At 60.1% G+C, this 26,466-nt stretch carries 24 protein-coding genes and 1 tRNA gene; 10 read left to right on the top strand and 15 right to left on the bottom strand.

All coding sequences use genetic code 11. The features are described from left to right. Nucleotide 1 precedes the first annotated feature (1 nt). From citF to citC, 4 genes are read right to left on the bottom strand one after another with little or no spacing between them, the layout of a single operon-like run. Nucleotides 2-1,507 carry a citrate lyase subunit alpha gene (gene citF / locus ACJ8J1_RS03515; RefSeq protein ID WP_033643714.1) on the bottom strand — a complete coding sequence of 502 codons (1,506 nt, stop codon included), beginning with the start codon at nucleotides 1,505-1,507 and terminating at the stop codon, nucleotides 2-4. Beyond that, the gene (citE, locus tag ACJ8J1_RS03510) at nucleotides 1,507-2,427 is read right to left on the bottom strand and encodes a citrate (pro-3S)-lyase subunit beta (RefSeq protein ID WP_033643716.1); all 921 of its coding nucleotides are present in this window, start codon (nucleotides 2,425-2,427) and stop codon (nucleotides 1,507-1,509) included. Before citE ends, citF begins: the two co-directional genes overlap by 1 nt. After that, the gene (gene citD, locus ACJ8J1_RS03505) at nucleotides 2,411-2,719 is read right to left on the bottom strand and encodes a citrate lyase acyl carrier protein (protein WP_004940811.1); all 309 of its coding nucleotides are present in this window, start codon (nucleotides 2,717-2,719) and stop codon (nucleotides 2,411-2,413) included. The genes citE and citD overlap by 17 nt, the downstream gene beginning before the upstream one ends. Next, nucleotides 2,719-3,789, bottom strand: coding sequence for a [citrate (pro-3S)-lyase] ligase (gene citC / locus ACJ8J1_RS03500; protein WP_004940809.1), 1,071 nt, complete (start codon nucleotides 3,787-3,789; stop codon nucleotides 2,719-2,721). The genes citD and citC overlap by 1 nt, the downstream gene beginning before the upstream one ends. Nucleotides 3,790-4,102: 313 nt before the next feature. On the opposite strand from citC, the gene dpiA reads away from it, so the two are divergent. From dpiA to ACJ8J1_RS03485, 3 genes are all read left to right on the top strand, one after another. After that, nucleotides 4,103-4,789 carry a two-component response regulator DpiA gene (gene dpiA, locus ACJ8J1_RS03495; protein WP_047574538.1) on the top strand — a complete coding sequence of 229 codons (687 nt, stop codon included), beginning with the start codon at nucleotides 4,103-4,105 and terminating at the stop codon, nucleotides 4,787-4,789. A gap of 102 nt (nucleotides 4,790-4,891) precedes the next feature. Beyond that, nucleotides 4,892-7,981 (top strand): beta-galactosidase, encoded by a 3,090-nt coding sequence (locus ACJ8J1_RS03490; RefSeq protein WP_142002653.1) that lies wholly within the window; start codon nucleotides 4,892-4,894, stop codon nucleotides 7,979-7,981. A gap of 114 nt (nucleotides 7,982-8,095) precedes the next feature. Continuing rightward, nucleotides 8,096-8,171, top strand: a tRNA-Asn gene (locus ACJ8J1_RS03485). 97 nt (nucleotides 8,172-8,268) lie between these two features. Here the strand turns inward: ACJ8J1_RS03485 and ACJ8J1_RS03480 are convergent. Then, nucleotides 8,269-9,102: an oxidoreductase gene (locus ACJ8J1_RS03480; protein ID WP_033644318.1), complete on the bottom strand. Its 834-nt coding sequence runs from the start codon at nucleotides 9,100-9,102 to the stop codon at nucleotides 8,269-8,271. Between the two features lie 105 nt (nucleotides 9,103-9,207). Here ACJ8J1_RS03480 and ACJ8J1_RS03475 point away from each other — a divergent pair, with 105 nt between their 5' ends. Then, complete coding sequence (locus ACJ8J1_RS03475; protein WP_089197219.1) at nucleotides 9,208-10,128, top strand: AraC family transcriptional regulator; 921 nt, start codon at nucleotides 9,208-9,210, stop codon at nucleotides 10,126-10,128. Between the two features lie 135 nt (nucleotides 10,129-10,263). Here the strand turns inward: ACJ8J1_RS03475 and ACJ8J1_RS03470 are convergent, their stop codons facing one another. Continuing rightward, entirely contained in the window at nucleotides 10,264-11,052 is a 789-nt protein-coding gene (locus tag ACJ8J1_RS03470) for an alpha/beta fold hydrolase (RefSeq protein WP_089197220.1), read from the bottom strand. A 156-nt stretch (nucleotides 11,053-11,208) separates the two neighbouring features. Then, complete coding sequence (locus ACJ8J1_RS03465; protein WP_033643721.1) at nucleotides 11,209-12,240, bottom strand: MDR family NADP-dependent oxidoreductase; 1,032 nt, start codon at nucleotides 12,238-12,240, stop codon at nucleotides 11,209-11,211. A gap of 86 nt (nucleotides 12,241-12,326) precedes the next feature. Here ACJ8J1_RS03465 and ACJ8J1_RS03460 point away from each other — a divergent pair, with 86 nt between their 5' ends. The 3 genes from ACJ8J1_RS03460 to ACJ8J1_RS03450 all read left to right on the top strand — a co-directional run bounded on the left by ACJ8J1_RS03460 (nucleotide 12,327) and on the right by ACJ8J1_RS03450 (nucleotide 16,047). Next, nucleotides 12,327-12,959 (top strand): TetR/AcrR family transcriptional regulator, encoded by a 633-nt coding sequence (locus tag ACJ8J1_RS03460; RefSeq protein ID WP_071845129.1) that lies wholly within the window; start codon nucleotides 12,327-12,329, stop codon nucleotides 12,957-12,959. 286 nt (nucleotides 12,960-13,245) lie between these two features. Beyond that, on the top strand, nucleotides 13,246-13,764 hold the full coding sequence (locus ACJ8J1_RS03455) for an NUDIX hydrolase (protein WP_015378447.1): 519 nt from the start codon (nucleotides 13,246-13,248) through the stop codon (nucleotides 13,762-13,764). Between the two features lie 576 nt (nucleotides 13,765-14,340). Then, nucleotides 14,341-16,047: a hemolysin gene (locus ACJ8J1_RS03450; RefSeq protein WP_094143540.1), complete on the top strand. Its 1,707-nt coding sequence runs from the start codon at nucleotides 14,341-14,343 to the stop codon at nucleotides 16,045-16,047. Nucleotides 16,048-16,096: 49 nt separating this feature from the next. On the opposite strand, the gene ACJ8J1_RS03445 is transcribed toward ACJ8J1_RS03450, so the two are convergent. Beyond that, complete coding sequence (locus tag ACJ8J1_RS03445; RefSeq protein WP_142002655.1) at nucleotides 16,097-16,669, bottom strand: hypothetical protein; 573 nt, start codon at nucleotides 16,667-16,669, stop codon at nucleotides 16,097-16,099. A gap of 129 nt (nucleotides 16,670-16,798) precedes the next feature. On the opposite strand from ACJ8J1_RS03445, the gene ACJ8J1_RS03440 reads away from it, so the two are divergent. Next, nucleotides 16,799-17,689 carry a LysR substrate-binding domain-containing protein gene (locus tag ACJ8J1_RS03440; protein ID WP_116286335.1) on the top strand — a complete coding sequence of 297 codons (891 nt, stop codon included), beginning with the start codon at nucleotides 16,799-16,801 and terminating at the stop codon, nucleotides 17,687-17,689. Here the strand turns inward: ACJ8J1_RS03440 and ACJ8J1_RS03435 are convergent. The 7 genes from ACJ8J1_RS03435 to ACJ8J1_RS03405 form a co-directional block, all read right to left on the bottom strand. Then, nucleotides 17,686-18,414 carry a PA1136 family autoinducer-binding transcriptional regulator gene (locus ACJ8J1_RS03435; RefSeq protein WP_142002657.1) on the bottom strand — a complete coding sequence of 243 codons (729 nt, stop codon included), beginning with the start codon at nucleotides 18,412-18,414 and terminating at the stop codon, nucleotides 17,686-17,688. The two genes, ACJ8J1_RS03440 and ACJ8J1_RS03435, sit on opposite strands and share 4 nt — an antisense overlap. Further along, entirely contained in the window at nucleotides 18,411-19,286 is an 876-nt protein-coding gene (gene hchA / locus ACJ8J1_RS03430; protein ID WP_033643728.1) for a glyoxalase III HchA, read from the bottom strand. The genes ACJ8J1_RS03435 and hchA overlap by 4 nt, the downstream gene beginning before the upstream one ends. Before the next feature lie 102 nt (nucleotides 19,287-19,388). Then, nucleotides 19,389-20,156 (bottom strand): ABC transporter ATP-binding protein, encoded by a 768-nt coding sequence (locus ACJ8J1_RS03425; RefSeq protein ID WP_033651856.1) that lies wholly within the window; start codon nucleotides 20,154-20,156, stop codon nucleotides 19,389-19,391. Then, on the bottom strand, nucleotides 20,143-21,153 hold the full coding sequence (locus tag ACJ8J1_RS03420) for a FecCD family ABC transporter permease (protein ID WP_142002659.1): 1,011 nt from the start codon (nucleotides 21,151-21,153) through the stop codon (nucleotides 20,143-20,145). The genes ACJ8J1_RS03425 and ACJ8J1_RS03420 overlap by 14 nt, the downstream gene beginning before the upstream one ends. A 42-nt stretch (nucleotides 21,154-21,195) precedes the next feature. Then, nucleotides 21,196-22,272, bottom strand: coding sequence for an ABC transporter substrate-binding protein (locus tag ACJ8J1_RS03415; RefSeq protein ID WP_228287457.1), 1,077 nt, complete (start codon nucleotides 22,270-22,272; stop codon nucleotides 21,196-21,198). 46 nt (nucleotides 22,273-22,318) lie between these two features. Further along, on the bottom strand, nucleotides 22,319-22,717 hold the full coding sequence (locus ACJ8J1_RS03410; protein WP_226886098.1) for a hypothetical protein: 399 nt from the start codon (nucleotides 22,715-22,717) through the stop codon (nucleotides 22,319-22,321). Between the two features lie 18 nt (nucleotides 22,718-22,735). Continuing rightward, nucleotides 22,736-24,106 (bottom strand): MFS transporter, encoded by a 1,371-nt coding sequence (locus ACJ8J1_RS03405; protein ID WP_033651857.1) that lies wholly within the window; start codon nucleotides 24,104-24,106, stop codon nucleotides 22,736-22,738. Nucleotides 24,107-24,445: 339 nt separating this feature from the next. Between ACJ8J1_RS03405 and amiA the strand changes: the two genes are divergently transcribed. Then, nucleotides 24,446-25,288 carry an N-acetylmuramoyl-L-alanine amidase AmiA gene (amiA, locus tag ACJ8J1_RS03400; protein ID WP_096242405.1) on the top strand — a complete coding sequence of 281 codons (843 nt, stop codon included), beginning with the start codon at nucleotides 24,446-24,448 and terminating at the stop codon, nucleotides 25,286-25,288. 54 nt (nucleotides 25,289-25,342) lie between these two features. Next, complete coding sequence (locus tag ACJ8J1_RS03395; RefSeq protein ID WP_033651859.1) at nucleotides 25,343-26,395, top strand: porin; 1,053 nt, start codon at nucleotides 25,343-25,345, stop codon at nucleotides 26,393-26,395. Nucleotides 26,396-26,466 lie beyond the last annotated feature (71 nt).

Raw genomic sequence — 26,466 nt, 5'->3', positions numbered from 1 at the left:
GTTACTCCGCCACCTGATGCACCACGTCGATCACCGAGCCGTCGCGGTAGCGCACCACCGCCACCACCTTGTCGGTAAAGGCGATCGGCTGCGGTTCGCCGGTCAGCTGCAGCGCGCGGGCGCGCAGCCAGTCGATGCTCACCACCTCGAGCCCGGCCTCCCGCAGGCGCTGCGCCAGCTCCGGCCGCGCCGGGTTGACGGCGATGCCGTGGTCGGTCACCAGAATGTCGATGCTGGAGCCCGGCGTGACGCAGGTGGTCACCTGCTCCACCAGCGTCGGGATGCGCCCGCGCACCAGCGGCGCGACGATGATCGCCAGCCGCGCAGCGGCGGCGGTGTCGCAGTGGCCGCCGGACGCGCCGCGCAGCACGCCGTCGGAGCCGGTCAGCACGTTAACGTTGAAGCCGGTGTCGATTTCCAGCGCGCTCAGCACCACCACGTCGAGCCGATCGACCGACGCGCCCTTGGAGCTGAAGTTGGCGTACTGGTTGGCGCTGATTTCGATATGGCGCGGGTTGCGCGCCAGCGAGGTCGCCGCCGCCCGATCGAAGCTCTGCACGTCCAGCAGCTTGCCGATCAACCCTTTCTCGTGCAGATCCACCATGGTCGAGGTGATGCCGCCGAGGGCGAACGCGGCGCGAATGCCGCGGGCGCGCATCTTGTCCTCCAGGAAACGGGTCACCGCCAGCGAGGCGCCGCCGGTGCCGGTTTGCAGTGAAAACCCTTCGGTGAAGTAGCCTGAACCGGCGATCACCTCGGCGGCGCGGCGGGCGATCAGCAGCTCGCGCGGGTTCGAGGTCATGCGCGTGGCGTCAGCGCCGATCTTGTCGGCGTCGCCCACCCGCTCCAGCTGCACGATCAGATCCACCCGATCCTGCGCCAGGCTGGCGGGATGATGCGGATACGGCACCAGCTGCTCGGTCAGCAGCACCACGGTGCCCGCCGCCTCGGCGTCCACCCGCGCATAGCCGAGCGAGCCGCAGCAGGCTTCACCGCTGTAGCCGTTGGCGTTGCCGAACTCATCGCAGGCCGGCACGCCGAGGAAGGCCACGTCTATCTTCAGCTCGCCGGATTCGATCAGGTTGACCCGGCCGCCGTGCGAGTGAATTTGCACCGGCTCCGCCAGCAGGCCGCGCGAAACCGCGTCCGCCAGCGGGCCGCGCAGCCCGGAGGTGTAAATGCGGCTCACCACACCGTGGCGGATATGCTCAACCAGCGGCGCATGGCAGTCGGTCAGCGAGCTGGACGCCAGCGTCAGGTTGCGGAACCCCATCGCTGCCAGCGTCTCCATCACCTGATTGAGGGTCAAATCGCCGCCGCGAAACGCATGGTGGAAGGAGATGGTCATGCCGTCCTGCAGCCCGCTGCGGCGCACCGCTTCCTGCAAGGAGTCGCACAGCTTGAGATCGCGCGGTTTGCGCGCCTGCAGATTGGCTTTGGACACGTCCTGATAGCCCGGCAGATCCGTCGGGTTGGCGAAGGTCATCAATCGTTGTTGGCGGTTCATCATGCTTCCTCCCCGTGCTGCGCCGGTTCTTCCCGTAAGCCGGACAGCGCGGCGCGCTCCAGCACCAGCCGGGCGCGTTCAATCACCGGGCTATCGACCATTTTTCCGTTGAGCGACACCACGCCGCGCCCTTCCCGCTCCGCCGCTTCGGCGGCGTCCACCACCCGCTGCGCGTGCGCCACCTCTTTGGCGGTCGGCGCGTACAGGTTGTGCAGCAGCTCAATCTGGCGCGGGTTGATCAGCGATTTGCCGTCGAAGCCGAGCTGTTTGATCAGCGCCGCTTCCAGCAGGAAGCCGGCTTCGTTATTGGCGTCGGAATAGACGGTGTCGAACGCCTGAATGCCGGCGGCGCGCGCCGCCTGCAGCAGCGAACAACGAGCGAACAGCAGCTCGATGCCCTCCGGCGAGCGTTCGGTGCGCAGGTTGCGCACGTAGTCTTCCGCCCCCAGCGCGATGCCGATAAGACGCGGCGAAGCGTGCGCGATCGCCACCGCGTTGGTGATGCCCTGCGCCGATTCGATCGCCGCCAGCAGCCCGGTGCTGCCTACCGGCCGGCCGCAGGCCGCCTCGATGGCGGCGATCTCGCGCTCCATGTCAACAACGTCCTGCGCGCTGTCGGTCTTCGGCAGGCGCACGATGTCCGCGCCGCCGCGCACCACCGCCTGCAAGTCCGCCAAGCCGTAGGCGGAATCGAGCGCATTGACGCGCACGATGGTTTCCACCTCCTGGTACAGCGGATGCTGCAACGCGTGGTACACCAGCCGGCGCGCCGCGTCTTTTTCACGCAGGATCACCGAGTCTTCCAGATCGAACATCAGCGCATCGGCCTGATAGATAAAGGCGTTGCTGACCATCGCCGCGTTAGCGCCGGGAACGAACAGCATGCTGCGGCGCAGCCGGGTTTTATTCAGCGTTTTCATCTTTCGCCTCCCACGGCAGTTGGCCGCCCTCGCAGGCGCGCATCAGCGCGGTTTCCAGCCGGGCGCGCAGCACGCAGTCCAGCGCCCCTTTGTCGTCGACGATCACCTGCACCGGCTCCACCTCATAACGCTGCAGCACCTCCAGCAGGGTGCGGCGGATCGCCGCGCCGAACTGTTTTTCCACGCTGCTGGCGATCAACAGATCGTGCTGCGGCCCCTCGGCGGGCGCGATGCGCACCATGACATCGCTGGATTCCAGCGTGCCGGCCATTGCTTCTCGGATAATTTTCATCATTCACCTGATTGTGCGGACTCAAAAGGATGCGGGGCCGCCTTGGCCCGGCGCTGCGTTTGCAGATCCTGCAGGTAGTACAGGGTGTCCGGCGGCACCAGCGGCGCGGCGGCGTGGAAGTCCCCCGCCGCCAGCAGCTTGCGCACCCAGGAGGCGGAGATCGCCGTGCCCTGATATTGCAAACGCTCGATTTCCACCAGCGCGATCGGCGGGCTGGGCAGCGCCGGCGTTTCCAGCCAGTAGCGCATGTCGCGGTTGTATTTCGCGGTCACCGCGCAGAACGGCTCGTTGCCGACGAAGCGGTGGGTGATGCCCAGCGCGGGCGCCAGATACTGGCGGAAGATCTTCAGATCGATTTCGGTGTAACAGTCGTCGGCCACGCCCTGGTCCTTGATGAAGTAACAGGGGAAAGTGGCGCGCGAGATCACGTACTGCGAGCCTTCGTGTACCGTGAGGTTGGGGATATCGGCGGTGCCGGCCAGCACCAGCCGGCGCCGGTCTTCATAGCTGAAGCGCGAGGTGTTTTCCTTCACCAGAAACAGGTGCAGCCAGTCGCAGCGCTTGGCCGCCTGACGCACCAGATACTGGTGCCCGCGGGTAAAGGGGTTGGCGTTCATCACGATACTGCCGATGGTGTCGCCCGGCCGGCGCTGGCTCGCCAGCTGGGCGGCGTAGCGCTTCAGGCGGCACGGGCTGTTTTCCATCAGCACCACGATGCCCGGCACGGTGGCGATCGGGTAGAAACCGCACTGGCGGAACAGCGGCTCGTTCTGCACCTTGGTGTAGATAAACAGCTGGGTGTGGTGGCGCTCGTAGGCCAGGTTCACCAGCTCGGTCGCCAGCGCCAACGCCAACCCTTCGCCGCGCATCAGCGGGCTGATGGCGACGCATTTGATAATATTGTCGGCGATGCCGCCGCAGGCGACCAATTTGTCGTGCTGGGTAACGGTAATAAATATTTCAACCGTGGTGTCGATATTCAGATCGTTACTGCGCAAGAAGGCGCTTATTTCCGAAATCGCTTTATGATCCGATCGCTTTACCCGATTAAATACGGCATCGCCTAACATAACACGCTCTCTGGGTTAACTGGCAAACAACAAATGAAATACAAAAAGGCATTTTAATTAACATCAGAAATGGCAATTAAAACCTTAAAAACCATGAAGATAAAATCATCCTCTCGTTCGATAAACCCATGGTAAGCAGAAAAAAAACGCGGATTATTGACCTATTTCACAAACCGATCCCGGTTAATAAGTTATTTAATGTTCTTTATTTGCTTAATTAATCTTATGGTGTTTATTATTGAGATAATCTTTATTTGGCGCCGCAATTCACTTACATTCACTTAGCATTTTTATTGCAATTACGGGTCGCACTATGGAATGGCTGAACATCCTGATCGTTGAAGACGAAACGCCGCTGGCGGAGATGCACGCGGAGTTTATCCGCCAGAACGGCGGCTGCCGCCAGATTTGGCTGGCCGGCACGCTGGCGCAGGCGCGCGCCATGACCGAACGCTTCAAGCCGGATCTGATCCTGCTGGACAACTTTCTGCCGGACGGCCAGGGCATCACCCTGCTGCGCGAACTGACGCTGAGCGGGTATCGCGGCGGCATCGTGTTCATCACCGCCGCCAGCGACATGGCCACCGTGGCCGAGGCGTTGCGCTACGGCGTGTTCGACTACCTGATCAAACCGCTGGCCTATGACCGGCTGAGCCAGACGCTGCTGCGCTTCAGCCAGCGCCGCGAAGCGTTGAAGGACAAAGCGCGCCTCAACCAGCGCCGCATCGACGAGATGTTCAATACCTACGCCCGCAGCGAGCAGCAGGCGGCGCTGCCCGCCGGCATCGACGAGCTGACGCTGGGCAAGGTCCGCGCGCTGTTCGCCGAACCCGCCGCGCGGCACACCGCTGAAAGCGTTGCGCAAAAAATGGGGCTCAGCCGCACCACCGCTCGACGTTATCTGGAGTTTTGCACCGCCGCGCAGCAGCTGCGCGCCGAGATCATTTACGGCAAGGTAGGCCGCCCACAGCGGATCTATCGCGCCGGCGAGCCGCATTAACGGTTATTTGATCGCCCTTGCAAGGTTGCGTGTAACCGCTTTACTTTTTATGCGCCGGTCAGCATCTTGGTGAGCATCACCTAGCCGACTGGACGATCGCCGATGCCTGCTGCGCCCCTAGCTTCCCTGACCGAGATCCTCGCCCGCCGTGACTGGCAAAACCCGGCCTGCACCCACTACCGCCGGCTGGAGGCCCACCCGCCGTTCGCCAGCTGGCGCACGGTGGAAGACGCGCGCGACGACGCCCCCAGCGCCAGCCGCCGATCGCTGAACGGCGAGTGGCGCTTCAACTATTTCCCGCGCCCAGAGGCGGCACCGGAGAGCTGGCTGCAGCAGGATCTGCCGGACGCCGCCCCGCTGGCGGTGCCGGGCAACTGGCAGCTCGCCGGCTACGACGCGCCGATCTACACCAACGTGCGCTACCCGTTCCCGGTCGATCCGCCGCGCGTGCCGGAAGACAACCCGACCGGCTGCTACTCGCGCGCCTTCAGCGTCGATCCGGCCTGGCTGGCCGCCGGCCAGACGCGCGTCATCTTCGACGGCGTCAACTCGGCGTTCTATTTATGGTGCAACGGCCACTGGGTCGGCTATTCGCAGGATAGCCGCCTGCCGGCTGAGTTCGATCTCAGCCCGTGGCTGCGGCCGGGTGAAAACCGGCTGGCGGTGATGGTGCTGCGCTGGTGCGACGGCAGCTATCTGGAAGATCAGGACATGTGGCGCATGAGCGGCATCTTCCGCGACGTCAGCCTGCTGCACAAACCCGCCGCGCACCTGAGCGATGTGCGCATCACCACGCCGCTGCATGACCGCTTTACCCGCGGCGAACTGGTGGTGACGGCGCGCGCCAGCCGGCCCGGCCCGCTGCAGGTGCAGATTCAGCTGTGGCGCGACGGCGCGCGAGTGGCCGAACGCACCCAACCGCTCGGCAGCGAGATCGTGGACGAACGCGGCGCCTATGACGATCGCGTCACGCTGCGCCTGCCGGTGGAACGCCCGGCGCTGTGGAGCGCCGAAACGCCCGCGCTGTATCGCGCTACCGTCGCCCTGCTCTCGCCCGAAGGGGAGATTATCGAGGTGGAGGCCTATGACGTCGGCTTCCGCCAGGTAGAGATCAGCGGCGGGCTGTTGAAGCTCAACGGGCAGCCGCTGCTGATCCGCGGCGTTAACCGCCACGAGCATCATCCGCGCCACGGCCAGGTGATGGACGAGGCGACGATGCGCCACGACATCCTGCTGATGAAGCAGCACAACTTCAACGCAGTGCGCTGTTCCCATTACCCCAACCACCCGCTGTGGTACCGGTTGTGCGACCGCTACGGGCTGTACGTGGTGGACGAAGCCAATATCGAGACCCACGGCATGCAGCCGATGAACCGCCTGGCTGACGATCCGCTGTGGCTGCCGGCGATGAGCGAGCGCGTCACGCACATGGTGCAACGCGATCGCAACCATCCTTGCATCATTATCTGGTCGCTGGGCAACGAGTCCGGCCACGGCGCGAACCACGACGCGCTGTACCGCTGGGTGAAAAGCCAGGATCCGACCCGCCCGGTGCAATATGAAGGCGGCGGCGCCGACACCGCCGCCACCGACATCATCTGCCCGATGTATGCGCGAGTGGATCAGGATCAGCCGTTCCCGGCGGTGCCCAAATGGGCGATCGGCAAGTGGATCGGCCTGCCGGAGGAGCCGCGCCCGCTGATCCTGTGCGAATACGCCCACGCGATGGGCAACAGTTTCGGCGGTTTCGAGCGCTACTGGCGCGCGTTCCACGCACATCCGCGCCTGCAGGGCGGCTTTGTCTGGGACTGGGTCGATCAGGCGCTGATCAAACGCGACGATCGCGGCGAAGAGTTCTGGGCCTACGGCGGCGACTTCGGCGACACCCCCAACGATCGCCAGTTCTGCCTGAACGGGCTGGTGTTCGCGGATCGCATCCCGCACCCGGCGCTGTTCGAAGCGCAGCGGGCGCAGCAGCTGTTCCGCTTCGCCTTCGACGCCGCCTCGCTGACGCTGACCGTCACCAGCGATTACCTGTTCCGCCACACCGACAACGAGCAGCTCAACTGGCGGCTGGAGCTGGACGGCGTGGAGCGCGCCAGCGGCAGCCTCGATCTGGCGCTGCCGCCGCAGGGCAGCACTCGCTTCACCCTGCTCGACCGGCTGCCGATGCTGCATCAGCCCGGCGAGCTGTGGCTGAACGTGGAGGTAGTGCAGCCGCAGGCCACCGACTGGTCCGAAGCGCACCACCGCTGCGCCTGGGATCAGTGGCGGGTGCCGCGCGCGCTGCATCCCGCGCCGCCGCCGGCGCAGGGCGTGCCGCCAATGCTGATTGAAGACGATCAGGGGCTGACGCTCACCCACGGCGACCAGCGTTGGCGCTTCGAGCGCAGCAGCGGCCACCTGACGCAGTGGTGGCAGAATGAGCAGCCGCAGTTGCTGACGCCGCTGCGCGACGGTTTTGCGCGCGCGCCGATCGATAACGACATCGGCGTCAGCGAAGCGGACCATATCGATCCCAACGCCTGGATCGAACGCTGGAAGCTGGCGGGCCTGTACCGGCTGGAAGAGCGCTGCACGCAGTTGCAGGCCGATGCGCTGCAAAACGGCGTGCGGGTGGTGAGCGAACACCAGTTCGGCGTGGACGGGCAGATTTTGCTGATTAGCCGCAAGCAGTGGCTGTTCGACGCGCTGGGCGCAGTGAACGTGAGCGTGGAGGTCGAGGTGGCCGACGCCCTGCCGCCGCCGGCGCGCATCGGCCTGCACTGCCAACTGGCGACGGTGCAGCCGCAGGCGGAATGGCTGGGCCTGGGCCCGCACGAGAACTACCCGGATCGCCGCCTGGCCGCGCAATACGGGCGCTGGCGCCTGCCGCTGGCAGATCTGCACACGCCGTATATTTTCCCCGGCGAGAATGGCCTGCGCTGCGACACCCGCAGCCTGCGCTACGGCGGCTGGCGCATCGACGGCCGCTTCCACTTCTCGCTCAGCCGCTACGGCCTGCAACAGCTGATGGCCTGCAGCCACCAGCACCTGCTGCAGCCGGAAGCAGGCACCTGGCTGCATCTGGACGGCTTCCACATGGGGGTGGGCGGCGACGATTCCTGGAGCCCGAGCGTGCACCGGGATTACCTGCTCACCGCCGGCGTTTACCGCTATCAGCTGCGCTTGCAGCGAGCGCCCGAGGGCTAAATCTGCCAAAAAACTCAACGGGTTGCGCATTCTGTAAGCAAACAGTCACAGAATGTGTAATCCGCCTTTGACATGCCGACGGCGCCTCGCTATTATTCGCCCCGTTCACACGATTCCTCTGTAGTTCAGTCGGTAGAACGGCGGACTGTTAATCCGTATGTCACTGGTTCGAGTCCAGTCAGAGGAGCCATATTTAGAGAAGCCCGCTCAGGGAAACCTGAGCGGGCTTTTTGCTGTTGGGCGGATCATAATCGGTGATCCCCTGCACTCTCCCTACCCCAAACCGTTCAGCCATCCGTTGAACGGGTGAGCTTCTCCCATTGTTCAATTTCCTGACCTAACGCCTCGAGCTTTTGCCGCACCAAACTTAATGCGTCACTGCCTAACAACAGATGCGTGGGTGGGTTCCCGCTCTCGATCAATGCCAGCATGGCGTGAGCCGCCTTAACCGGATCGCCGAGTTGCTTGCCGCTTTTTTCCTGGCGCGCCTGACGAACAGGTTCAAATAACGCGTCATAGTCCGGAAGACGACGAGGGCTGCGCACCATTGAACGCCCGGCCCAGTCCGTTCGAAACGAGCCAGGCGCCACGGCGGTCACGTGTAGGTTGAACGGGGCAAGCTCTTTACTTAAGGTTTCTGATATTCCTTCCAGTGCAAATTTGCTGCCGCAGTAATAGCTGATACCGGGCAAGGTAATGAAACTGCCCATTGAGGTGATATTGATAATGTGGCCCCGACGGCGCTGGCGCATGCCCGGTAGCACGGCTTTGATCATTGCCACCGCACCAAACACATTGACGTCAAACTGGCGGCGCAGCTCTGCAAGCGGGGATTCTTCCAGAATGCCTTCATGGCCGTAACCGGCATTGTTCACCAGCACATCTATCGGACCGACGGCGGACTCTATCTCTCCAACCACCTCATCAATACGTTCATCGTCCGTGACATCAAGCAGATAGCCAAAAGCCCGCTGCGTATCGAGCGCGGCGAAAGCCTGCAGTGCTTCGCTGTTGCGCACCGTCCCTACAACCCGATGCCCTACGGCGAGGGCTTCCCGCGCCAGCGCCTGACCAAAGCCACTGCTGACGCCGGTAATTAAAATCGTTTTTGCAGATGCCATAAAAAGAACTCCCATGAACCATGAAGGTTGCATGGTATTCTCTTCCCTGCCGTATTTTTAGGCCGTATTTTCTCTTTTTCTTGCCTGATTTTATGAGGTGGTGGGATGTCCGACATGATTGCCCTGATGAATAGACTTGCGGTGCAAGAGGGATACAACCTCACTGCCCTACCTGATGTGCGAATTTTGCGTTCCGATCGCCCGCTTGCCAGAACGCCGGTGCTTTACGATCCGGGGATCGTGATCGTCTGCCAGGGCAGCAAACGCGGCTATTTCGGTCAACAGACCTATTTATATGATGAGCAGCACTACCTGGCGGTTTCGGTGCCGGTGCCGTTTGTGATGGAAACCGACGCGTCGGCAGCACATCCGCTGCTGGCGATTTATATGCATCTGGATTTTCAGCTTGCCGCGGAACTGATGTTGCAGATTGAACAGCATGGCGCCCCGCATCCTCCCGTCGCGCCGCAAAGCATGATGTCGAGCCCCATGGACAGCGCGGTAAAAATGGCCGTACTTCGCTTACTTGAAGTCCTGGCTAACCCACTTGAGGCGGCGATCCTCGGCCCGGCGCGGGTGCGTGAGCTTTATTTTCGCGTGCTGACAGGCGCACAGGGCAACGCAATGCGTGCCGCGCTGGCCTTGCAGGGGCAGTTTGGCAAAATCGGTAAAGCGTTGCAGCACATCCATGCCGCTTACGCGGAGCCGTTAACGCTGACACAGCTGGCGATGATGGCCGGCATGAGCGTGCCGACCTTTCATAGCCATTTCAAAGCGATAACGCAGATGCCGCCAATGCAGTATGTGAAATCGGTACGCCTGCACCAGGCACGGATGCTGATGGTGCGCCAACAAATCACCGCCGCCGCCGCGAGTTACGCCGTTGGTTATGAAAGCCCATCGCAATTTAACCGCGAATTCAAGCGCCTGTTTGGCCTGCCACCGGCAGAGGAGATAAAACGCATGCAGCGTCACTTCGCCATTCCGCCCGCGCAGCCTGCGTCGGTATTTGTTTCATCGCACTGAGGCTTATTTGGTATGGCGAACTCTACCTTGAGGTATGGAGTGCCCGCTTCTGGCGCATAAGAACGCGAACGATTCCAGTCACCGCTGGAATGAAAGATGCCGACAAGTTAAGGCCCTCTGTGCCTCTTACCCTCGTCACCGAGCGGACGAGGGGATACGCCCGACAGTGGCTGTTTCGGCAAGGAAGGATTCGATAGCCCTGACAAGCGCGAGCGGTGTCTCGTTCATCGGATAGTGGCCGGCGTTTTCCAGAATCTCAACCGTTGCATGGTGATAGCGTTGAAGATAGGTTTTGGCCATTAACCCGGCATTGAATGTTGGATCGTGCTCACCCACAAGCACCTTTATCGGATGCGATCCGACAATCTCATCGCTGAAATCGGTATCGGCCCATGCATGAAAATACGCAGAAAATGCTTCCTGAGAGGAATGCGATACCGAATACGCTGCTTTCCATTCGACCCAGGATAAGGGCAACCGTCCGCCAGTACTGCGGTCTATGATGGCTTTTCGATTGTCCAGTTGCTCAGCAGCATCTTCAAGCAGACGGCGCGTCGTAGCATCGTACGAAATGCCGCCGCAAGGAACGGGTGCAACGGCAACGAGTGCCCGCACTCGATCGGGCGCGCGCGTTGCAATCCGCTCAATCACCATCCCCCCCATCGAATGACCTATCAGGCTGAAGTCGTGAAAGCCAAGAGCGTCAATAAGCGCCAGCGCATCGGAGGCAATCTCATCGATCGTGTATGCGCCGCGCGTTTCCTGCATGCCCCCGTAGCCACGATAATCCATGAACACATAGTTGAACGCGTGGACATTCAACCAGGGTTCAATCTCTTCGAACGAGTGCGCGTCACCGAACCAACCGTGAAGCACGAGAACGGGGTGGGGTCCGTTGCCCACGCGATGATATGTGTTAGTCATATTGTTGACTCCAATGTGAGAAAAATGTGGTTTTCAGCCTGCGTGACGTGAACTTTCCGTAGACGCCATTGCGCCATCACACGACGATTTAACCTATAAGGCTTAGGAATGGCGGGTAAGTCATCCGAACGGCTATGCCAGATGACGACGTCCGTTTTATAGCTCGATCAGGACCACGCCTTTGAGGCGACCGGCACAGGCTTCCTGCAATGCAGATATCGAGCTTTCAATTCCCTTGAAGGTCGTGGACGTAAGATGAATGCGTCCGTCACGCTTCCATGTCTTCAGATCGCGTAACCAGAATCCAAACGCATCGGGCGAATGATCCGCGCTGAAGCCGCGTAATGTCATACCTTTGAAGATGATTTGAAAGCTGTCCAATGTAACCGGAGCCTGCAAAGACGCCTTTTCTGCGTTCAGCTCAGCGGTGAGCGCACCGAGCAGAACGCCACGGGCACCATCCCTTGCCAACTTAATCGCCGCCGCGAGCTGTTCACCCCCCACCATGTCTACGATGACATCAATGCCTTCAGGTGCGGCTTTCGCCAGTTGCTCGTTCATGGGGCCGCCGTCTCGGGTGACGACGGCATCATAGCCCAGTTCCTCTTGCATCCAGCGGGCCTTGCTGGATCTGCTCGTGCTACCGATCACGCGTGTCGCGCCGAGGAGCCGTGCGATCTGTCCAGCCATCGAGCCAATGGCCCCCGCGCCGCTGGAAACGAACACGGTGTCACCTTTCCTCACCTGAACGCCTCGGGTCAACGCGGCATAGGCCGTCCAGCCATGGCCAAGATAAGCCGCTGGGTCAGGTTCGAGGCAATCGATGAGCTTGCCGTCGTGTTCGTGGATCACAGCATATTCCCGCCACCCGAACGGATGCATGACAAGGCTACCTAAAGGAAGGCTGCAGCCCGATCCGGTCTGGACCACTTCTCCGATCGCGCCGTCCGCCAGAGTGTCTCCGGGGTTGAGAGGCGGGAACGGAATGCCTTCGGCGGCCTTTGCATCCTCCTGCGCCATCAACCGTGTCGAGATGGATACACGGAACCAACGGTTACGGACTACGGCTTCATAGGGTCCGGGCGCAGGAATGGTCGTTTCCATGATGGCGAAATTTTCGGGGTGAATTTCTCCCTGCACATGGCGGATAAGTTTAACTTCGCGGTTGTTTGATAAACCTGCAGACATAATGGTCGCTCCATAAGACTCATTTCGCTCTTTCTGGTAAAATCCAAAATATGAGCACTTGCTCATATTAATAATCGAGGTTGTGTATGGCTACTCGCATTCCTACAGAACACCGCGCGATGCGGAAACGCCCTAAACAGCAGCGTTCCCAGAACACGGTGGAGAGTATCGTCGAGGCAGGTGCTCGCGTTTTGGCGCAGAGAGGTTGGGCAAACTTCACGACTAACGAGGTGGCGCATACTGCTGGAGTCAGCATTGGATCGCTGTATCAGTATTTCCCAAATAATCTGGCGATTGCCGAGGCTATTCGGAAACGGCATCTCGATGACATCCTGAAAGTGCTTCCTGATATCAAGACGCAAGGTGAAAGGGTTCCGCTCGAAGAACATATTGGCCGATTGATTGATGCGGTTGTCACGCTTCATGCGACTAACCAAGATCTACATCGTGTTCTGATCGATGAGGTTCCGCTCGCGCCGAGGGAATTCTATGACGCTTTTGAGCGTGAGTATCATCGTCGCTATGAAGACCTCATCCGTGCGGCGGCCCCGTCAGACGATACTGAAACGGACCACTTAGTCGCGGCCCGCATTCTCGCAGATGCGTTGGAGGGCATCGTTCATTCCGCCTCTCGCCGGAATGAACTCATGTCGCCAGTGATAAAGAGAGAAGCGACGAGGATGATAATGTCTTATCTTCTGGCACGAGAGAGAACCTGAGAAGTCGGTTATGCGAAGGGAGGCGCGCTGTGTGAGCAGCCAGAGGCGGCATAGAATCAGTATGATCTGCTCCCCGTAGATAACCCCTTAAAGTCAGCAGTTGCCATTGAGTAACTGACTTTTATATTTAGCCGCTATGATAAATGCCAACGTCCGCTTCTGGCACGGAGTGGGCAGGCTAACTGAGCTGAAGGTCTGCTTTGAGCGAGGAGCGGACTTTAGTAGAAAAATAGAAGGCAGTATGTAGACTATCTTCTTTTAGTGTTTATTTGTTATGGCCTTATTTATGTCTTCTGAAATGATTTTCCCACTCAAAGAAACTGAGCGGCGCGCGGTAAGAGTTGTCCTGATTGATAAGACCTGCTCGATCCTGCTTCTCAGCACACGTGATGTCAGTAATCCTAACTTCATAAATTCGTGGGAATTACCTGGCGGTGGCATTTTGGAGGGGGAATCTCACGCGGACGCAGCCATACGTGAAGTGTTTGAAGAAACGGGTTTGATAGTTCCTTTCCAAAGCGTCCGTGTACCTCAGTGGTTCAGAGATGTTCATTACTCGTATCGCGGTGAAAGGCGCCTGCAACACGAAGCTATATCCCTTGCCTATATAAATGATTTCAAACCTGATATCCATTATGCAGAACGGGAACCTTTTGAACTGGAAGATCATCTCGAGTATCACTGGTGGTCCCTGGAGGAACTAAAATCGTCGTCTGCGACTTTTTATCCAAGGAACTTACCTAAACACATTGAGCAACTGCTCCAGGGGGAAAGTATTAATGATCCCATTGAGATTTGGGATTAACTGGCTGATCTGTAATCATAATTGAAGTACTTTCTGCCAACATTCCCGATGTAAGCAAAAGAGTTTTCAGGTTTGTCGGCTAACCTGTTCAAGATTGTTAACGTCCGCTACTGGCACGAAGCCGACCGCCAGAGTCCCCACGCCAGCATCTCCCCACCCTATTCCACACCCCAGCAGCGTTGGAGCGAAACCACCCCCGGCGTTGCCGTCGGTGTAAATCCGCAAAGCGGCAGCCACAATCACCGCCATAACGCCAACGCTTGGCCCCACCAGCGAAACCCACTCTTTTATCTAAGAAGATTCCTAACCGAGCTGACGGAAATGCCTTCCTGACGCCAATACGCGGATTTACCCGCCGATTTACAGAAATAATCCTGAAAAAACAATCGATAAGCCAAACTCTCTCGCTCAGCAAGTTGCGTCTATCCTTTCGCTATGGGCGCCTGCCGCCCATCGTTCGCTGCAGATCGCGGCATGCGCGTTTCTGGCTGTTCGGGTTTCGGTTTTATTCCATCGCGCGCTTCCATTCATCATGTTGAATTTCACAGCAATCTCTCAGCAACAAGGAGTGTTTATATGGCTTACGTCATTACCGACCGAGAAAAACTGCAAGCGATTTGGGAGGCCGCCAAAGCCGGCGACTGGCCAGCGGTATATGCCGCATCCGTCGATGCGCTCACCGATCCCAACCATGCCAACCAACCCATTGAGGGCGTGGATATCGCGGTGTATACCTGGATCAAAGGCGCCTATGGCGTGAACTCGAATCAGGGGGCGTTTGCCCATTACATTCGCGACCAAACCAAGCTGCAGTATGAGCTGCGCACCGGGCATGTGCCCGATGACTGGGAGGCGCGCATTCAGAATGCCTCCGATAACATCGCCAAAAACTTCGCCAAAACGCTGTTTGGCGTCGATCTGAGCAGCGATCCCAACGCGCCGCTGCCGGATGCCCCGCCCAGCAGCGCCAAAGTGCCGGACATTCACGAGGTCGGCCTGATCGACGCCGGCGCGGCGGCGTCCGAAGTGTTCACCGACGCCTCCTCGACCGGCGCCCCCAACTATTCCCCCTGGGCCGGCACCACGCTGTTTTCTTATTTAGGCGATACCTCGTTCTTCACCGAATGGGTGGCGACCAACGATACCTCGGCCTTTAAGGTGGAAGGCGGGACTTACGATCTGATTGCCGCGGCGCAGGTCTCCATGCAGATGAAAAACCTCAGTTACGTGGTTGAAACGCTGCTGGCGGGCGAAGTGCCCACCTATTTGACCACCCTGGGCATTGGCCACGAGACCATCCGCCTCGCCGCCGAAGCGGCGCGTGATTTCTACACCGAATCCTACGGCAGCAGCGTGACCGGCGGCGGCAGCCTCATTCCCGGCAAGCTGGATATCGGCTCGGCGATTTTCAACGACATTGCCGACGTGCTGTCCACGCCGAATCTGTACCGCGTCGGTACGCTGCATGACGATGATTTCACGCTGGCGTTCGGCAATATCGCCGTTAACACCGGCAGCGGCGACGACACCATCAGCGTGCCGCGCGGCTGGCAAAACAACGCCGGCAACTACGGCTGGACGGTGATCGACGGCGGCAGCGGCCATGATACGGTCGATTATTCCAGCCTGTCGCACGGGGTAAACCTGAAGTTTGACGCCCAGGGCAGCTACGGCGGGCGCGGAGTGATCGAGAAAAACGGCATCGGGCTGTACGGTTTTAAGGACGGGCTGTACAACATTGAGGCGGTGAAGCTGACGGACTTTAAGGATAACGTCACCTTTAACGATCGGGTGCTGACGCCGGCCAACGGCCTGGAGGTTAACCTGGGCAAAGGCTCCAGCGAGATTCGCTTCGAGCACGGCTATACCACTGCGCCGGGTGGGAGCGCGCCGCAGGATTATCTCGGCGTGAACCTGAGCATGCTGTCCAACGATGTTCCCTTCCCCAACAGCCTGCTGAATATTCCCGTGAAGCAGACCCACAATATCTACATCGACGACAGCTTCGAACTGGGCTTTTTACAGGCCTCTTCCCTGTCTATCGATAACCACCTGCTGGCCTTCGGCGCCGAAGGCTCAAACAGCAGCTTCTCGCTGAACTACAACGCGCAAACCCATACGCAGGATCTGTCGATATTCATGCAGGGCGAAAGCGCACTCAATCAGCACGTCGTCAATATCTACAATTGGGATCAAGGATACTTTGGCATCAATCTGGAGCAGCCGGCCATTCAGCTTGTCGGTTTGCAAACCGTTACGCCGCAAGAACTGGCGGCCGCCTAAGCGAAGCCCGCCGGTTTACCGGCGGGTTGTTTACCTTCAGCGTGACAGTTCATTCCCCATCCCGCTCCGCCACCCGCGCCAGCAACGTCCCCAGCAACGCCAGATCGACCAGCAACGCCAGCGCGAAACAGCTCCCCCTCACGCCCGGCGCGGCGTAGGTTTGCACCAGCGAAGCGGCAATCACTACGGCCACGATAGTCACCACCGTCGTCAGCCTGCACGCCACAGCGAACGCCGCTTTCTCCTCCACCGCCGTGCGGTAGGCAACGCCCTGCCCCAGGCCGCCGAGGGCGAGACCCGCCAGCAGAGCCGGCCAGTCATGGCCGCCGAACAGCATCAGCAATGTGAATAGCCATCCCGCCGCCGCCAGCAAAAAGCCGTGGCGGAGAATCGCCAGCGCAGGCCGGTTCCGCAGCGGCTGCCAGCGGGCCAGTGCGGCGCCGCCGAGAAACGCCAGCGCCAATGCCATCAGCAGCATCAGGGTCGCGCCGATGCCCTGCAGGCTCTCCGCCTCCAGCAGCAAAGCGCCCGCCGCGACCGGCACGCTGAGCGCCAGGGCGCTCGCCGCCGTTCCCATGTGTGTCATGGCGCCCAGGGCGCCGTTGTTGATAGAAAGGCTCATCGCTCACTCCCGATAGGGTGGAAATGATGAAATAAATTCATTTCCCTGTTCACATGTCAGTAGCCTATCTCTTGTATAATCGGCCAGACAAACTCATAGTTTTCAGCCTTAGATGAGAATAACTCAGCCATGAGAAAACCCCGTTTGCCGCCGCTGGGCGCGCTGCGCGCTTTCCACGCCGTGGCCGGCTGCCGCAGCTTCAAACTGGCCGCCGAGGCGCTGGGCGTGAGCGCGACGGCGGTCAGCCACCAGATCAAGCTGCTGGAATCGGTGCTGGAATGCCGGGTGTGCGAGCGCAGCGCGCAGGGCGTCAGCCTGACCGAGACCGGCGAGATCCTGTATGCCGGCACCCAGCGCGCCTTTGCCGCGCTGGAACAGTCCGTCGCCCAAATCACCCGCGCCCGGCAGCCGCCGGCGCTGACCGTCACCACCACCTCCAATTTTCTCACCCACTGGCTGGTGCCGCGCCTGGCGGATTTCAAGGCGGAGTTTCCCGCCATCGATCTGCGCCTGCACACCAGCGTCGAGCGGGTCGATCTCAGCCAACGCACCGTGGACGTCGCCATCCGCTACCGTGAAACGCCGGAAAGCGATCTGCACTGCACCCTGCTGCATGAGGATCGCTTTATCGTGGTCGCCAGCCCGGCGCTGGCGCTGGCGCACATCGAGGATTTACAGCGGGTGACGCTGTTTCACGTGGCGCATCGGCAGGTGCCCGCCGACTCGCCGACCTGGGAGAACTGGCGGCGGCGCTACGGGCCGGAAGGGTTGAACGTGGAAGCCGGGCTGACCTTCAGCGACGAAACCCATGCGCTGCAGGCGGCGGTGGCCGGCCAGGGGGTGGTGATCGCCAGCCGGCTGCTGGCGCGCGATTTGTTGCAGCGCGGCGTGCTGGCCGCGCCGTTCGAGATGGCGTTACCCGGCGCCAACTACTATCTGATGACCACCGAAGAGACCGCGCAGCGCCCCGATATCATTGCGCTGCGCGAGTGGCTGCTGCGGCAAATGGCGGCAGGCTAACGGCTCTCGGGGGCAATTTCGCCCAGGCGGATCGCCACGCTGATCGCCTGCGCGGTGGTGGCGGCGCCAAGGCGCCGGCGAATGCGGCGCAGGTGGTTTTCCACCGTGCGTTCAGACAGGCCGAGCATCGCGGCGATATCCGCCTGTCGCCGGCCGATGGCGGTCCAGCTCAGCACCTCACGCTCGCGCGCCGACAGCCGGCCTTCTTCTTTGCCGGCCGCCGGTTCGAACAACCGCCGCGCCGCCAAAAAGGCCGCCGTGCCCACCAGCGACAGCGCCAACCGCACCGGCGGCGAGGCGGCGATGCGCTCGCCTCCCAGGCTGACGGCGCCCTCCAGGCCGGCGGGGCCGAACACCGGGATTTGCATGCCGTGCAGGCCCGCGCCGCGCGGCGTGCGCACAATCCGGTAGCGCTCTCCCTGCTGCGCCCGGGTCTTGGTCCAGAAGAACGGCTCGCTGGCCCGCAGCATGTGGCGAGTCACCGGGCAGTGCCGCACGTAGGTCAGCGCATCGACCGCCTCCCCCTCGCCGAACCAGTCGCCTTCGACCCAATAGATATGCTCGATCCCCGCCTCCGCCGTGGCGGAAGCGGAAAACAGCACAAAGCGATCGAAACCGAACGGCGCGGCGAAGGCGCGAACCCGCCCCTGAATGGCGGACAGGGTTCGCTCGTGGTCCATCGCCAACGCCGTCTGGAAAGCGCGCTGCGCGATCTCGTCGCTCATCGCGCGGCGACGTCGGCCAGCAGCGTCTCCGCCGCCAGTTTGCCGAGGTTGTTGGAAGCCAGCGGGCTGTCGCCGGTCAGCAGGCGCCGATCTTTATGCACCTTGCCGGTGATGTCGGCATTGACGATCTTCACGCCCAACTCACGCAAGCGTTCGCCCACCAGCCAGGGCATCGGGCCGGGGATATAGCCGATGTCGATGTTGGCGCCGGTATCGAGAGCATCCGGGAACACGCACATCTCATAGCCGCGATAGAGGAAATCGTCTTTGCTCTCGCCAATGCCCGCCGCCAGCAAACCGGCCGGCCCGTGGCACAGCGAGATCACGTAGCGATCGTTGTCATGGGCCCAGTGCAGCGTCTTTTTCACCTCTTCACTGAACGGGATATCATTGAGCACGCCGTGGCCGCCGGGAATGAAAACGCCGAGGTAGTTGCCGCCATCCAGATCCTTCACGACTTCCGTCAGCTTTTTCGGCTGCTTGAGTTGGCTGCGGTACTTCTCATAGGTGGCCTTGACCGCTGGGTCTTCATGCGGGAACGCCCACATCTCCAGCTTCACCGGATCGCCGGACGGCGTGGCGATGTCGATCTCGAAACCGGCCAGATCCAGGTGATACATCGGCAGCAGCATCTCGACCGGGTGGTTGCCGGTGGAGAAGAACTTGCCGTTTTGCATCAGCAGGTAGCGCTCCTGCGAGGCGATCATCAGCACCTTCCACTTGCCGCCGCGATAGGCGTTCGGGTAGCTGGCGCCCGTGAAGTCGGTTTTGGACGAAGTGTACTGGCTGAGGGAGTAAGGTGATGGGAAGAACGCGTTGTCTTCCGCCACATCCGGGGTGGGATTACGATCGTTGGATACTGAATCAGTCATGATTATCTCCATATTCACCGTTGCATTTCTCTTTCAGCTTAAATAACCGCCGGCGGGGCCGCAATGAGGGATATCCCTCAATCGCCCTCGCACTGGCGGCGCTCAAGCGGGGTGCCGTAGCGCGACAATGAACGTTTCTTCGCTGACGCCGGCATATTCGTACCGGCACTTTCTCACCGGCACCTGGAAGTAGCGTTCCAGGATATCCTCTTGCAGCAAGGCGTTTTTATCGCCAAACATGCACTGTCGCTTATTCATCAGCAGGCACTTGTCGGAGATGCGATCGGCGTAATGCAGAAAATGCGTATTCAGCACGATCGTCATCTGCCGCTCTTTGGCGAGGCGCCAGAGCATCTCGATCATTTTAGCCTGATTGTAAAAATCCAGGTTCGACTCCGGTTCGTCGAGGATCATGACGTCGGGGTCCGCCGCCAGCGCCTTGGCGAAATAACACATCTGCAGTTCCCCGCCGCTGATCTGATTGATGTTTTTCTGCGCCAGCGGCGCGATCTCCAGCGCGTGCAACACCGCCTGCGCCTTGGCGAAATCTTGCCGCCGCGGCCCGGCGAACCACCCCGCCTGGCGAGCGCAGCCGAAAGTGACAAAATCGAGCACGCCATACGCGAAATGCGGCGTTTTCGCCTGCGGCACATAGGCCAGTCGGGCGGGCCGATTATCGATATGGCCGATCTGGCAAACGCCTGACAGGGGCCGGCACAGGCCCGCGACATGTCTCAGCAGCGTGGTTTTACCGGCGCCGTTCGGCCCGAGCACGCTGAGGATCTCACCGCGTTTCAGATGAAAACTGACGTTGTCGAGAATGGGCTCACACCCTTTGAACCCCAGGGTCAACTGGCTAACAGTGATCATGTTTGCTGCTCATAATAAAAAGGAGGGCGAAAAGCGGCGCGCCGATCAGCGCGGTCAGGATGCCGATCGGGATTTCAGCGTAGGTAGCGCCTCTGGCGATATTGTCGATCACCAGCAAAAACAGCGCCCCGCTCAGCGCCGAAGCCGGGATCAGGCGACCGTGGTTATACCCCAATACGCTTCGCACCAAATGCGGGATCACCAAGCCGACCCACCCCACCACGCCGGCCAAGCTCACCGAGGCGGAAACCAGCAGAGAGGCGGCGATCAGCAACAGGATCTTCAGCCGAGGCGGATTCAGACCGGCGATGCGCGCCTCGTCGTCCCCAAGAGAGAGAATGTTCATATTCCACCTGAGCCGGTAGATAGTCAGGTAACACGCCGCAAACAGCGGGATCAGCCAATAAACCTGCGCTTTCGCTACCGAAGCGAAGCTGCCCATCAGCCAGAAGACGATCGCCGGCAAGGTATCCTGCGGATCGGCGACATATTTTATGACCGAGACAAACGCGATAAACAGCGACGCGATAATCATGCCGGACAAAATCGTGGTGAGCGCATCCTGCCGGCGTTTGAGGCGGCAGATGCCGAGCACCAGCAACAGGCTCACCACGCCGAAAAGAAACGACAGCAGCGAACTCAGGGCAAAAGGCAAACTCAATAGAATGCCCAGCGCAGCGCCAAAGGCGGAGGCGGAAGACGTACCCAGCACGTCCGGGCTGGCCAATGCGTTTTTCAGCACCGCCTGAAAGGTCGCGCCGGCGACCGCCAACCCGCCGCCCACCAGCATCACCGCCACTACCCGCGGCGCGCGCAGGTTAAAAATCACCGAATAGCGGGCCTGGTTTTCCCCCGGCATGTTCCCCTGCCATAAAATCTGCGCCACATCATGGGCCGACAAGGCGTAGCGGCCGGCAAACAGCGATGCGAAGGCGACTGCACACAGCGAAATGAACAATCCCGCCATGATCGCCGCATATTTTCCTCTGCCCGGCATCCCCAAGCTCCTCCAATGGATTAAAGCTATTCAACCGTGGCGCTAGCGTTGCGCCAGCACCTCATCCAGCAACCGGTCCGGGATCGCGTAGGAGAACATCGTCTGATAATAACGACGCGTCTCCTGCCGCAGCGTCTTGTCGCTAATGTCTTCGGGCGCGTATCGGTTGATCATGAACAGCGGCAACAGTGACGTTTCCGCCGACAGGCCCCCCCAGTTGTGAATGCCCACCGGCGTCGAGAAAACCTTGCCGTTTTTCACCGCCCTGAGCGTCTCCCACGCCTGGCCGGGGATCCCCCCGTGCAGCAGCGCTTTGGCGCTGCCGAACACCACGAAAATCACATCCGGATCCCAGGCCATGATCTGCTCCATCGACACGTTGATGTACCTGCCGGCATCGCCCTTCACCGGCAAATCCCCGGCGACGTTATCCATGCCGGCCATTTTCAGATAGGTGTCGCCGTAGGTGTGCGGGCCGCTCACCTTCAACTGCCTGCCGTCGCTTTCTTCCAGATATAATGCCCTGACGTGCTGCGCGCGGATGGCGGCGGCATAGGGGCGGATCTGCTTCAGGGTCCTTTCCCAGGCGTCTTTGAATTTATGCGTGCGCGGCAGGCCGAGGGTGTCGGCGAAGGTATTTTCCCAATACACCTGGGTGACCATCGGCTGGTATTTGGTCTTCCCGCCGGCGTCCAGATCGACCGTCATCACGCCCGCCCTTTCCAGCCGATCGTCCTGGCTTTTGCCGTAGTAATAAATGATGTCGGGCCGCAGATTCATTAACGACTCCATGTTGACCCGATAGTCCTTATTGATGAAATCGGACGTGATCCTGCCGATGTCAGGCTTCATGTCTTTCAACACATGCCTATCGGCATGCATGAACGCCCAGGGGCCGACGCCGACGACGTGCCGATAGGCCGCCTCGTTGGCCAGGATCACGCCGAAGGGGCAGTTGCCGGTGATGACGATCCGCGGGTAGCTGCCGGGCAGCGTTTGCGCCGCCGCGCTCTGCGGCAGCGCGGCCGCTTCCGGCTGGCTGGCGCCGGCGCAAGGCAGCATCGGCAAAGCGGCTATCGCCAGCAAGGCGGTGGCGATGAATGTCAGTTTTACGGCCATGAGGCCTCCTGCGCGCACGCGCAATGGCGCGCGTCGATGAATAGTGTCAGGCCGAGGCGGCGATGCCGGCGGCCATGATGGTGATCCCGGCAACGAAAACGATCGCCGCGGTGGCGACCGCGCCGCCGCCGACCAACGCGGCGGTTTTTCCTTCGGAAATGTCTTTTCGCTGCAGGAAAGAGAGTTGCGACAGGGGAATGATTTTTCCGCTGTCGGCAACGATGTCTTTCGGTTCAACCTTCGCAACCGTCAGCTCACCGCCGCTGCCGTCCTTCAGGCCGTATTTCAGCCGATCGCCGACATACACCGGCGGCTGCAACAGATAATACGGGCTATTGAGCCCCGCCTCTTTTTGTTGCAGCGCCACGTCGTGGTAGGTCGAGCAGCCGCTGAGGGAAAACGCCGCCATCCCGATAATGAGCGGCACCAGGTGGATGAATCGCATGGGAAACCTCGAACGTGCTTATTTGCTGGTTTTTAACGTAACGGCGGACTTGAAGCGCATATAGCTCACGGCCAGAGAGAGAAACGAGAACGCCGCCCCCGCCATTAAGCTGATAGTCGTCGCTTGCGCGCCGCGCATATTGAAGAAAATCGCCACTAACGCCGAACCGACGATTTGCCCGATCAACCGGGAACTGCCCAACAGACCGCTGGCGATGCTGCTGTTTTCATGAGAGACCGAGGTCATGATCAGCAGGTTGTTCGGTGATTGAAACAGGCCGAAACCGATGCCGCACAGCGCCACACGCCATACGATCGCCCCATTCGACGGATCGGCCGGCAGGTTGGCCATCAGCAGCATGCCGGCCAACAAGCAGGCGAGGCCTGACAGGGCGACGAGATTGGGATCGTATTTCTTGGTCAAATCGCCGGAAATCAACGACGAAACCATGGTGGCCAGCGGCCAGGCGGTCAGCAGCAGACCGATTTCCACCACGTTTCTTTGCAGGACATTGTGGAAATAAAAAGGCAGCGATACAAAAGCCAAAAGCTGGGTGCTGTAAGACAGCATCGACATCAGCAAAGACAATGACAGCGTCGGGTTATGCAGCATCGCGACCGGGATCAGCGCGGCGTTGGCCTTTCTTTTCTGATTGATGTACAGCCACCCGGCCAGTCCGGCGAATACCGCAAAGCTCAGCGCCGCCGCCGGCAGATGGCGGGTGGTCATGCTCATCGTGCTGAGCGAGAAAGCGATAAACAGCACAAACACCAACAGGGCGCCCCCGCTGTCGAAGCCAACGCTGCGCCGCTCGCGGGAGCCCAGAAATATCACGCTCAGCAGCAGCGACAGGCAGGCGATGGGAACATTGATGGTGAACAGCCAGTTCCAGCTCGTTTGAGAAAGTATCGCCGAGGCGATGGACGGCCCGGCGGCGGCGGAAACCGACACCACCATCACGTTAATCCCCAGGCCGCGCCCCAGCAGCCTTGCCGGGTAGATCTCCTTGATCAGCGCCGCATTGACGCTGAGCACCGCCGCCGCGCCGAAGCCCTGTATCACTCGGAACGCCGTCAGCATCGCCAGCGTGTCGGAAAGCGCGCAGCCCAACGAGGAGAAAGCAAACAGCACCACCCCGGCCATAAAGATTTTTTTATTGCCCACCGCTCTGCCCAGCGCCGCAAAGGGCATCAACGACGCGACGACGGCAAACTGGTAGGCATTGATAATCATGATGGAGGCCGATTCGGAAACGGCGAAATCTTTCGCGATCACCGGCAGCGCTACGTTGGCGATGGTGCTGTCGAGCATGGCGATGACCGTGCTTAACGAGACGGCGAGAACCGCGAATAGATTTAGCGTCTCTTTTTCCTGGTGTTTAAAAGTCATGTTAACGCTCCAAAAACGTGGGTGTCTTTATGCCGGCATGCCGGCGGCAAAGACGCCGTTTTTATCAATTTTTGTAATTACGTTATAACATATCATTATTGGATGGTAATAAATCTCATTTGAAATATTGAATTGCATAGTGTTTCAAAATGAGAATTAACAAATGAAATACAAATAAGTTACAATATAAAAACCCAACCAAATAACTATACTCAGTATAAAAAACCGGTTGATTTATAGAATGACATTAAAAGTAACAGGCGCTAACAGACGACGATGATGCCAGCATAAGTTGTTATGTTATAACACAACGACCTTCCCTTTATGCGGGTTAACCTTATGGCTAAGAAGGACCTTTTGAACACGCGCTTGTCCCGCCGCAGAATGATGCTGGCCGGGCTGGCGGCTCTGGCGCTCAATAGCGCCGTTTCTCCGCTGGCTGGCGCCCACGGCTTGCCACGCCCCAAAAAACAGGCGGGCCCTCAGGGTGCGCGAAAACGATTCCTGGTCATGTTGGATCCCGGCCATGGCGGCATCGACTCCGGCGCCATTGGCCACACCGGTTCGCTGGAAAAACATGTCGTTCTGGCGATCGCCAGAAACGTGCGGGCGCAGCTCGATCGACACGGCATCGATGCCCGCCTGACGCGCGACAGCGACGTTTTTATTCCGCTGTACGATCGGGTGGAGATCGCGCACCGGCATGGCGCGGATCTTTTCATGTCGATTCACGCCGACGGCTTTACCTGCCCCAGCGCCTGCGGCGCTTCGGTCTTTGCGCTTTCCACTAAGGGCGCCAGCAGCGCGATGGCGAAATACTTATCGAACAGTGAAAACGCGGCGGACGATCTCGCCGGCCCCCACGTCATCAAGAAAGATCGCTATTTGCAGAAGATACTGTTTGATTTGGAACAAACGGAAACCATCAAAGAAAGCCTGACGCTGGGCTCGCACCTGATCCAACATATTGCGCCCATCCATCATTTGCATGCCAAAAATACCGAACAGGCGGCCTTCGTGGTGTTGAAATCCCCGTACATTCCTTCGGTATTGGTGGAAACCTCGTTCATCACCAACCCCGAGGAAGAAAGGCTGCTGGGTACCCCTGCATTCCGAAATAAAATCGCCACCGCCATCACGCAGGGGATCGTCAGCTACTTTAAACACGTCACGCACGCTTAAGCTTCACCAGGACGGCAAGCCGGCCGGCTTGCCGCGCACAGGGACGGCGTCATCATGATAAAATGCAATCCTCGCGCTTTTTCGGCGAGCCTGTGGCTCCCGCTGCTGGCCCTGTTGCCGCGCAGCGCCTTCGCCGTGCCGCTGACGGTATCGCAACACAGCAGCCTGAATTTCTACGGCACGATTATCGCCAGACGCTACAGCGGCCAAAGCGAACGCGACGACGGCGACCGCAGCTATCTCTATTTCGGCCTGATCGGCAAAAAAAAGATCGCGCCGCGCTGGCGGGCCTACGCCCATTGGGAATATACCGTCAGCTTCGCCGACGCCACCCGAAACAGCACCCGGCTCGCCTACCTCGGCGTGCAGAACGCCGCCCTGGGCAGCCTCGATATCGGCCGCAACTGGGGCGTGCTCTATGATGTGACCGCCCTGACCGATCGCTCCCCGCTGTTCAGAGAAATGGCCTACAACTACATCGACAACTTTATGCGCGGCCGGGCGCACAACCTGCTCACTTACCGCAAACCTTTCAGCCTGTTTCAGCGGCACGCCGCCCTCGCGCTGCAGTATCAGTTCAAAGACGGCGACGATCGACAGGCGCTGGGCAAACAAAACGGCAACGGGTTCGGCGCCTCCTTCCGCTATGCGCTGACGCCGACGCTCAGCCTCATCGCCGCCGCTTCGGCGTCTCAAACCACGCAGCGGCAGCAACGCGCCGCCGGCTATCGTCGGCGCATCGATACGCTGGCCGAGGGGGTTCTCTATGCGTCGAAAAAAATCTATCTCGCGGCCGTGTTCACCCAAAGCGACAACGCCATCAGCCCGCAACAAACCGCTAACCGCGGCTCGGCGTCCAGTTATGAAGCGCTCGCCAAATACCGGCTGACGGACCATATTCAGCCCAACATCGGCTATACCCGTTTGATACAGGCCCGGGCAGGCCGCAACACCGACTTATTGAACTACGAGGAGTTAGGCGTGACCTGGTTGCTCAATAGCAACATGCAGGTGTTTATTAACTATGAATTCAATAACCTTTCTCGCCACGCCCCCGGCGTCGATGCGTCAGACAAACTCGATATGGGCATCAGCTATCACTGGTGACGCGCTGCCGCAGCCAATAAAAAGCCCCGCCCGGTGAAGGGCGAGGCTCGCTCGCGCCGATCGAGACGGTG

Origin of the sequence: Serratia sp. CY37869 (assembly GCF_052168895.1) — a bacterium.
Lineage (GTDB): Bacteria > Pseudomonadota > Gammaproteobacteria > Enterobacterales > Enterobacteriaceae > Serratia > Serratia ureilytica.
Note: the sequence above shows the minus strand (reverse complement) of the source record. Positions and strands in the feature narration are given on the sequence as shown.

What these genes read in the sequence shown, in the direction of transcription:
- citC (WP_004940809.1), bottom strand. Translation starts at nt 3,789, where the DNA reads ATGTTAGGCGATGCCGTATTTAATCGGGTAAAGCGATCGGATCATAAA.
- ACJ8J1_RS03415 (WP_228287457.1), bottom strand. Translation starts at nt 22,272, where the DNA reads ATGGCCGTAAAACTGACATTCATCGCCACCGCCTTGCTGGCGATAGCC.
- ACJ8J1_RS03450 (WP_094143540.1), top strand. Translation starts at nt 14,341, where the DNA reads ATGGCTTACGTCATTACCGACCGAGAAAAACTGCAAGCGATTTGGGAG.
- citF (WP_033643714.1), bottom strand. Translation starts at nt 1,507, where the DNA reads ATGAACCGCCAACAACGATTGATGACCTTCGCCAACCCGACGGATCTG.
- ACJ8J1_RS03455 (WP_015378447.1), top strand. Translation starts at nt 13,246, where the DNA reads ATGTCTTCTGAAATGATTTTCCCACTCAAAGAAACTGAGCGGCGCGCG.
- amiA (WP_096242405.1), top strand. Translation starts at nt 24,446, where the DNA reads ATGGCTAAGAAGGACCTTTTGAACACGCGCTTGTCCCGCCGCAGAATG.
- ACJ8J1_RS03475 (WP_089197219.1), top strand. Translation starts at nt 9,208, where the DNA reads ATGTCCGACATGATTGCCCTGATGAATAGACTTGCGGTGCAAGAGGGA.
- ACJ8J1_RS03480 (WP_033644318.1), bottom strand. Translation starts at nt 9,102, where the DNA reads ATGGCATCTGCAAAAACGATTTTAATTACCGGCGTCAGCAGTGGCTTT.
- ACJ8J1_RS03470 (WP_089197220.1), bottom strand. Translation starts at nt 11,052, where the DNA reads ATGACTAACACATATCATCGCGTGGGCAACGGACCCCACCCCGTTCTC.
- ACJ8J1_RS03410 (WP_226886098.1), bottom strand. Translation starts at nt 22,717, where the DNA reads ATGCGATTCATCCACCTGGTGCCGCTCATTATCGGGATGGCGGCGTTT.
- hchA (WP_033643728.1), bottom strand. Translation starts at nt 19,286, where the DNA reads ATGACTGATTCAGTATCCAACGATCGTAATCCCACCCCGGATGTGGCG.
- ACJ8J1_RS03465 (WP_033643721.1), bottom strand. Translation starts at nt 12,240, where the DNA reads ATGTCTGCAGGTTTATCAAACAACCGCGAAGTTAAACTTATCCGCCAT.
- citE (WP_033643716.1), bottom strand. Translation starts at nt 2,427, where the DNA reads ATGAAAACGCTGAATAAAACCCGGCTGCGCCGCAGCATGCTGTTCGTT.
- ACJ8J1_RS03395 (WP_033651859.1), top strand. Translation starts at nt 25,343, where the DNA reads ATGATAAAATGCAATCCTCGCGCTTTTTCGGCGAGCCTGTGGCTCCCG.
- ACJ8J1_RS03405 (WP_033651857.1), bottom strand. Translation starts at nt 24,106, where the DNA reads ATGACTTTTAAACACCAGGAAAAAGAGACGCTAAATCTATTCGCGGTT.
- ACJ8J1_RS03435 (WP_142002657.1), bottom strand. Translation starts at nt 18,414, where the DNA reads ATGAGCGACGAGATCGCGCAGCGCGCTTTCCAGACGGCGTTGGCGATG.
- ACJ8J1_RS03490 (WP_142002653.1), top strand. Translation starts at nt 4,892, where the DNA reads ATGCCTGCTGCGCCCCTAGCTTCCCTGACCGAGATCCTCGCCCGCCGT.
- ACJ8J1_RS03425 (WP_033651856.1), bottom strand. Translation starts at nt 20,156, where the DNA reads ATGATCACTGTTAGCCAGTTGACCCTGGGGTTCAAAGGGTGTGAGCCC.
- dpiA (WP_047574538.1), top strand. Translation starts at nt 4,103, where the DNA reads ATGGAATGGCTGAACATCCTGATCGTTGAAGACGAAACGCCGCTGGCG.
- ACJ8J1_RS03460 (WP_071845129.1), top strand. Translation starts at nt 12,327, where the DNA reads ATGGCTACTCGCATTCCTACAGAACACCGCGCGATGCGGAAACGCCCT.
- ACJ8J1_RS03440 (WP_116286335.1), top strand. Translation starts at nt 16,799, where the DNA reads ATGAGAAAACCCCGTTTGCCGCCGCTGGGCGCGCTGCGCGCTTTCCAC.
- ACJ8J1_RS03420 (WP_142002659.1), bottom strand. Translation starts at nt 21,153, where the DNA reads ATGCCGGGCAGAGGAAAATATGCGGCGATCATGGCGGGATTGTTCATT.
- ACJ8J1_RS03445 (WP_142002655.1), bottom strand. Translation starts at nt 16,669, where the DNA reads ATGAGCCTTTCTATCAACAACGGCGCCCTGGGCGCCATGACACACATG.
- citD (WP_004940811.1), bottom strand. Translation starts at nt 2,719, where the DNA reads ATGAAAATTATCCGAGAAGCAATGGCCGGCACGCTGGAATCCAGCGAT.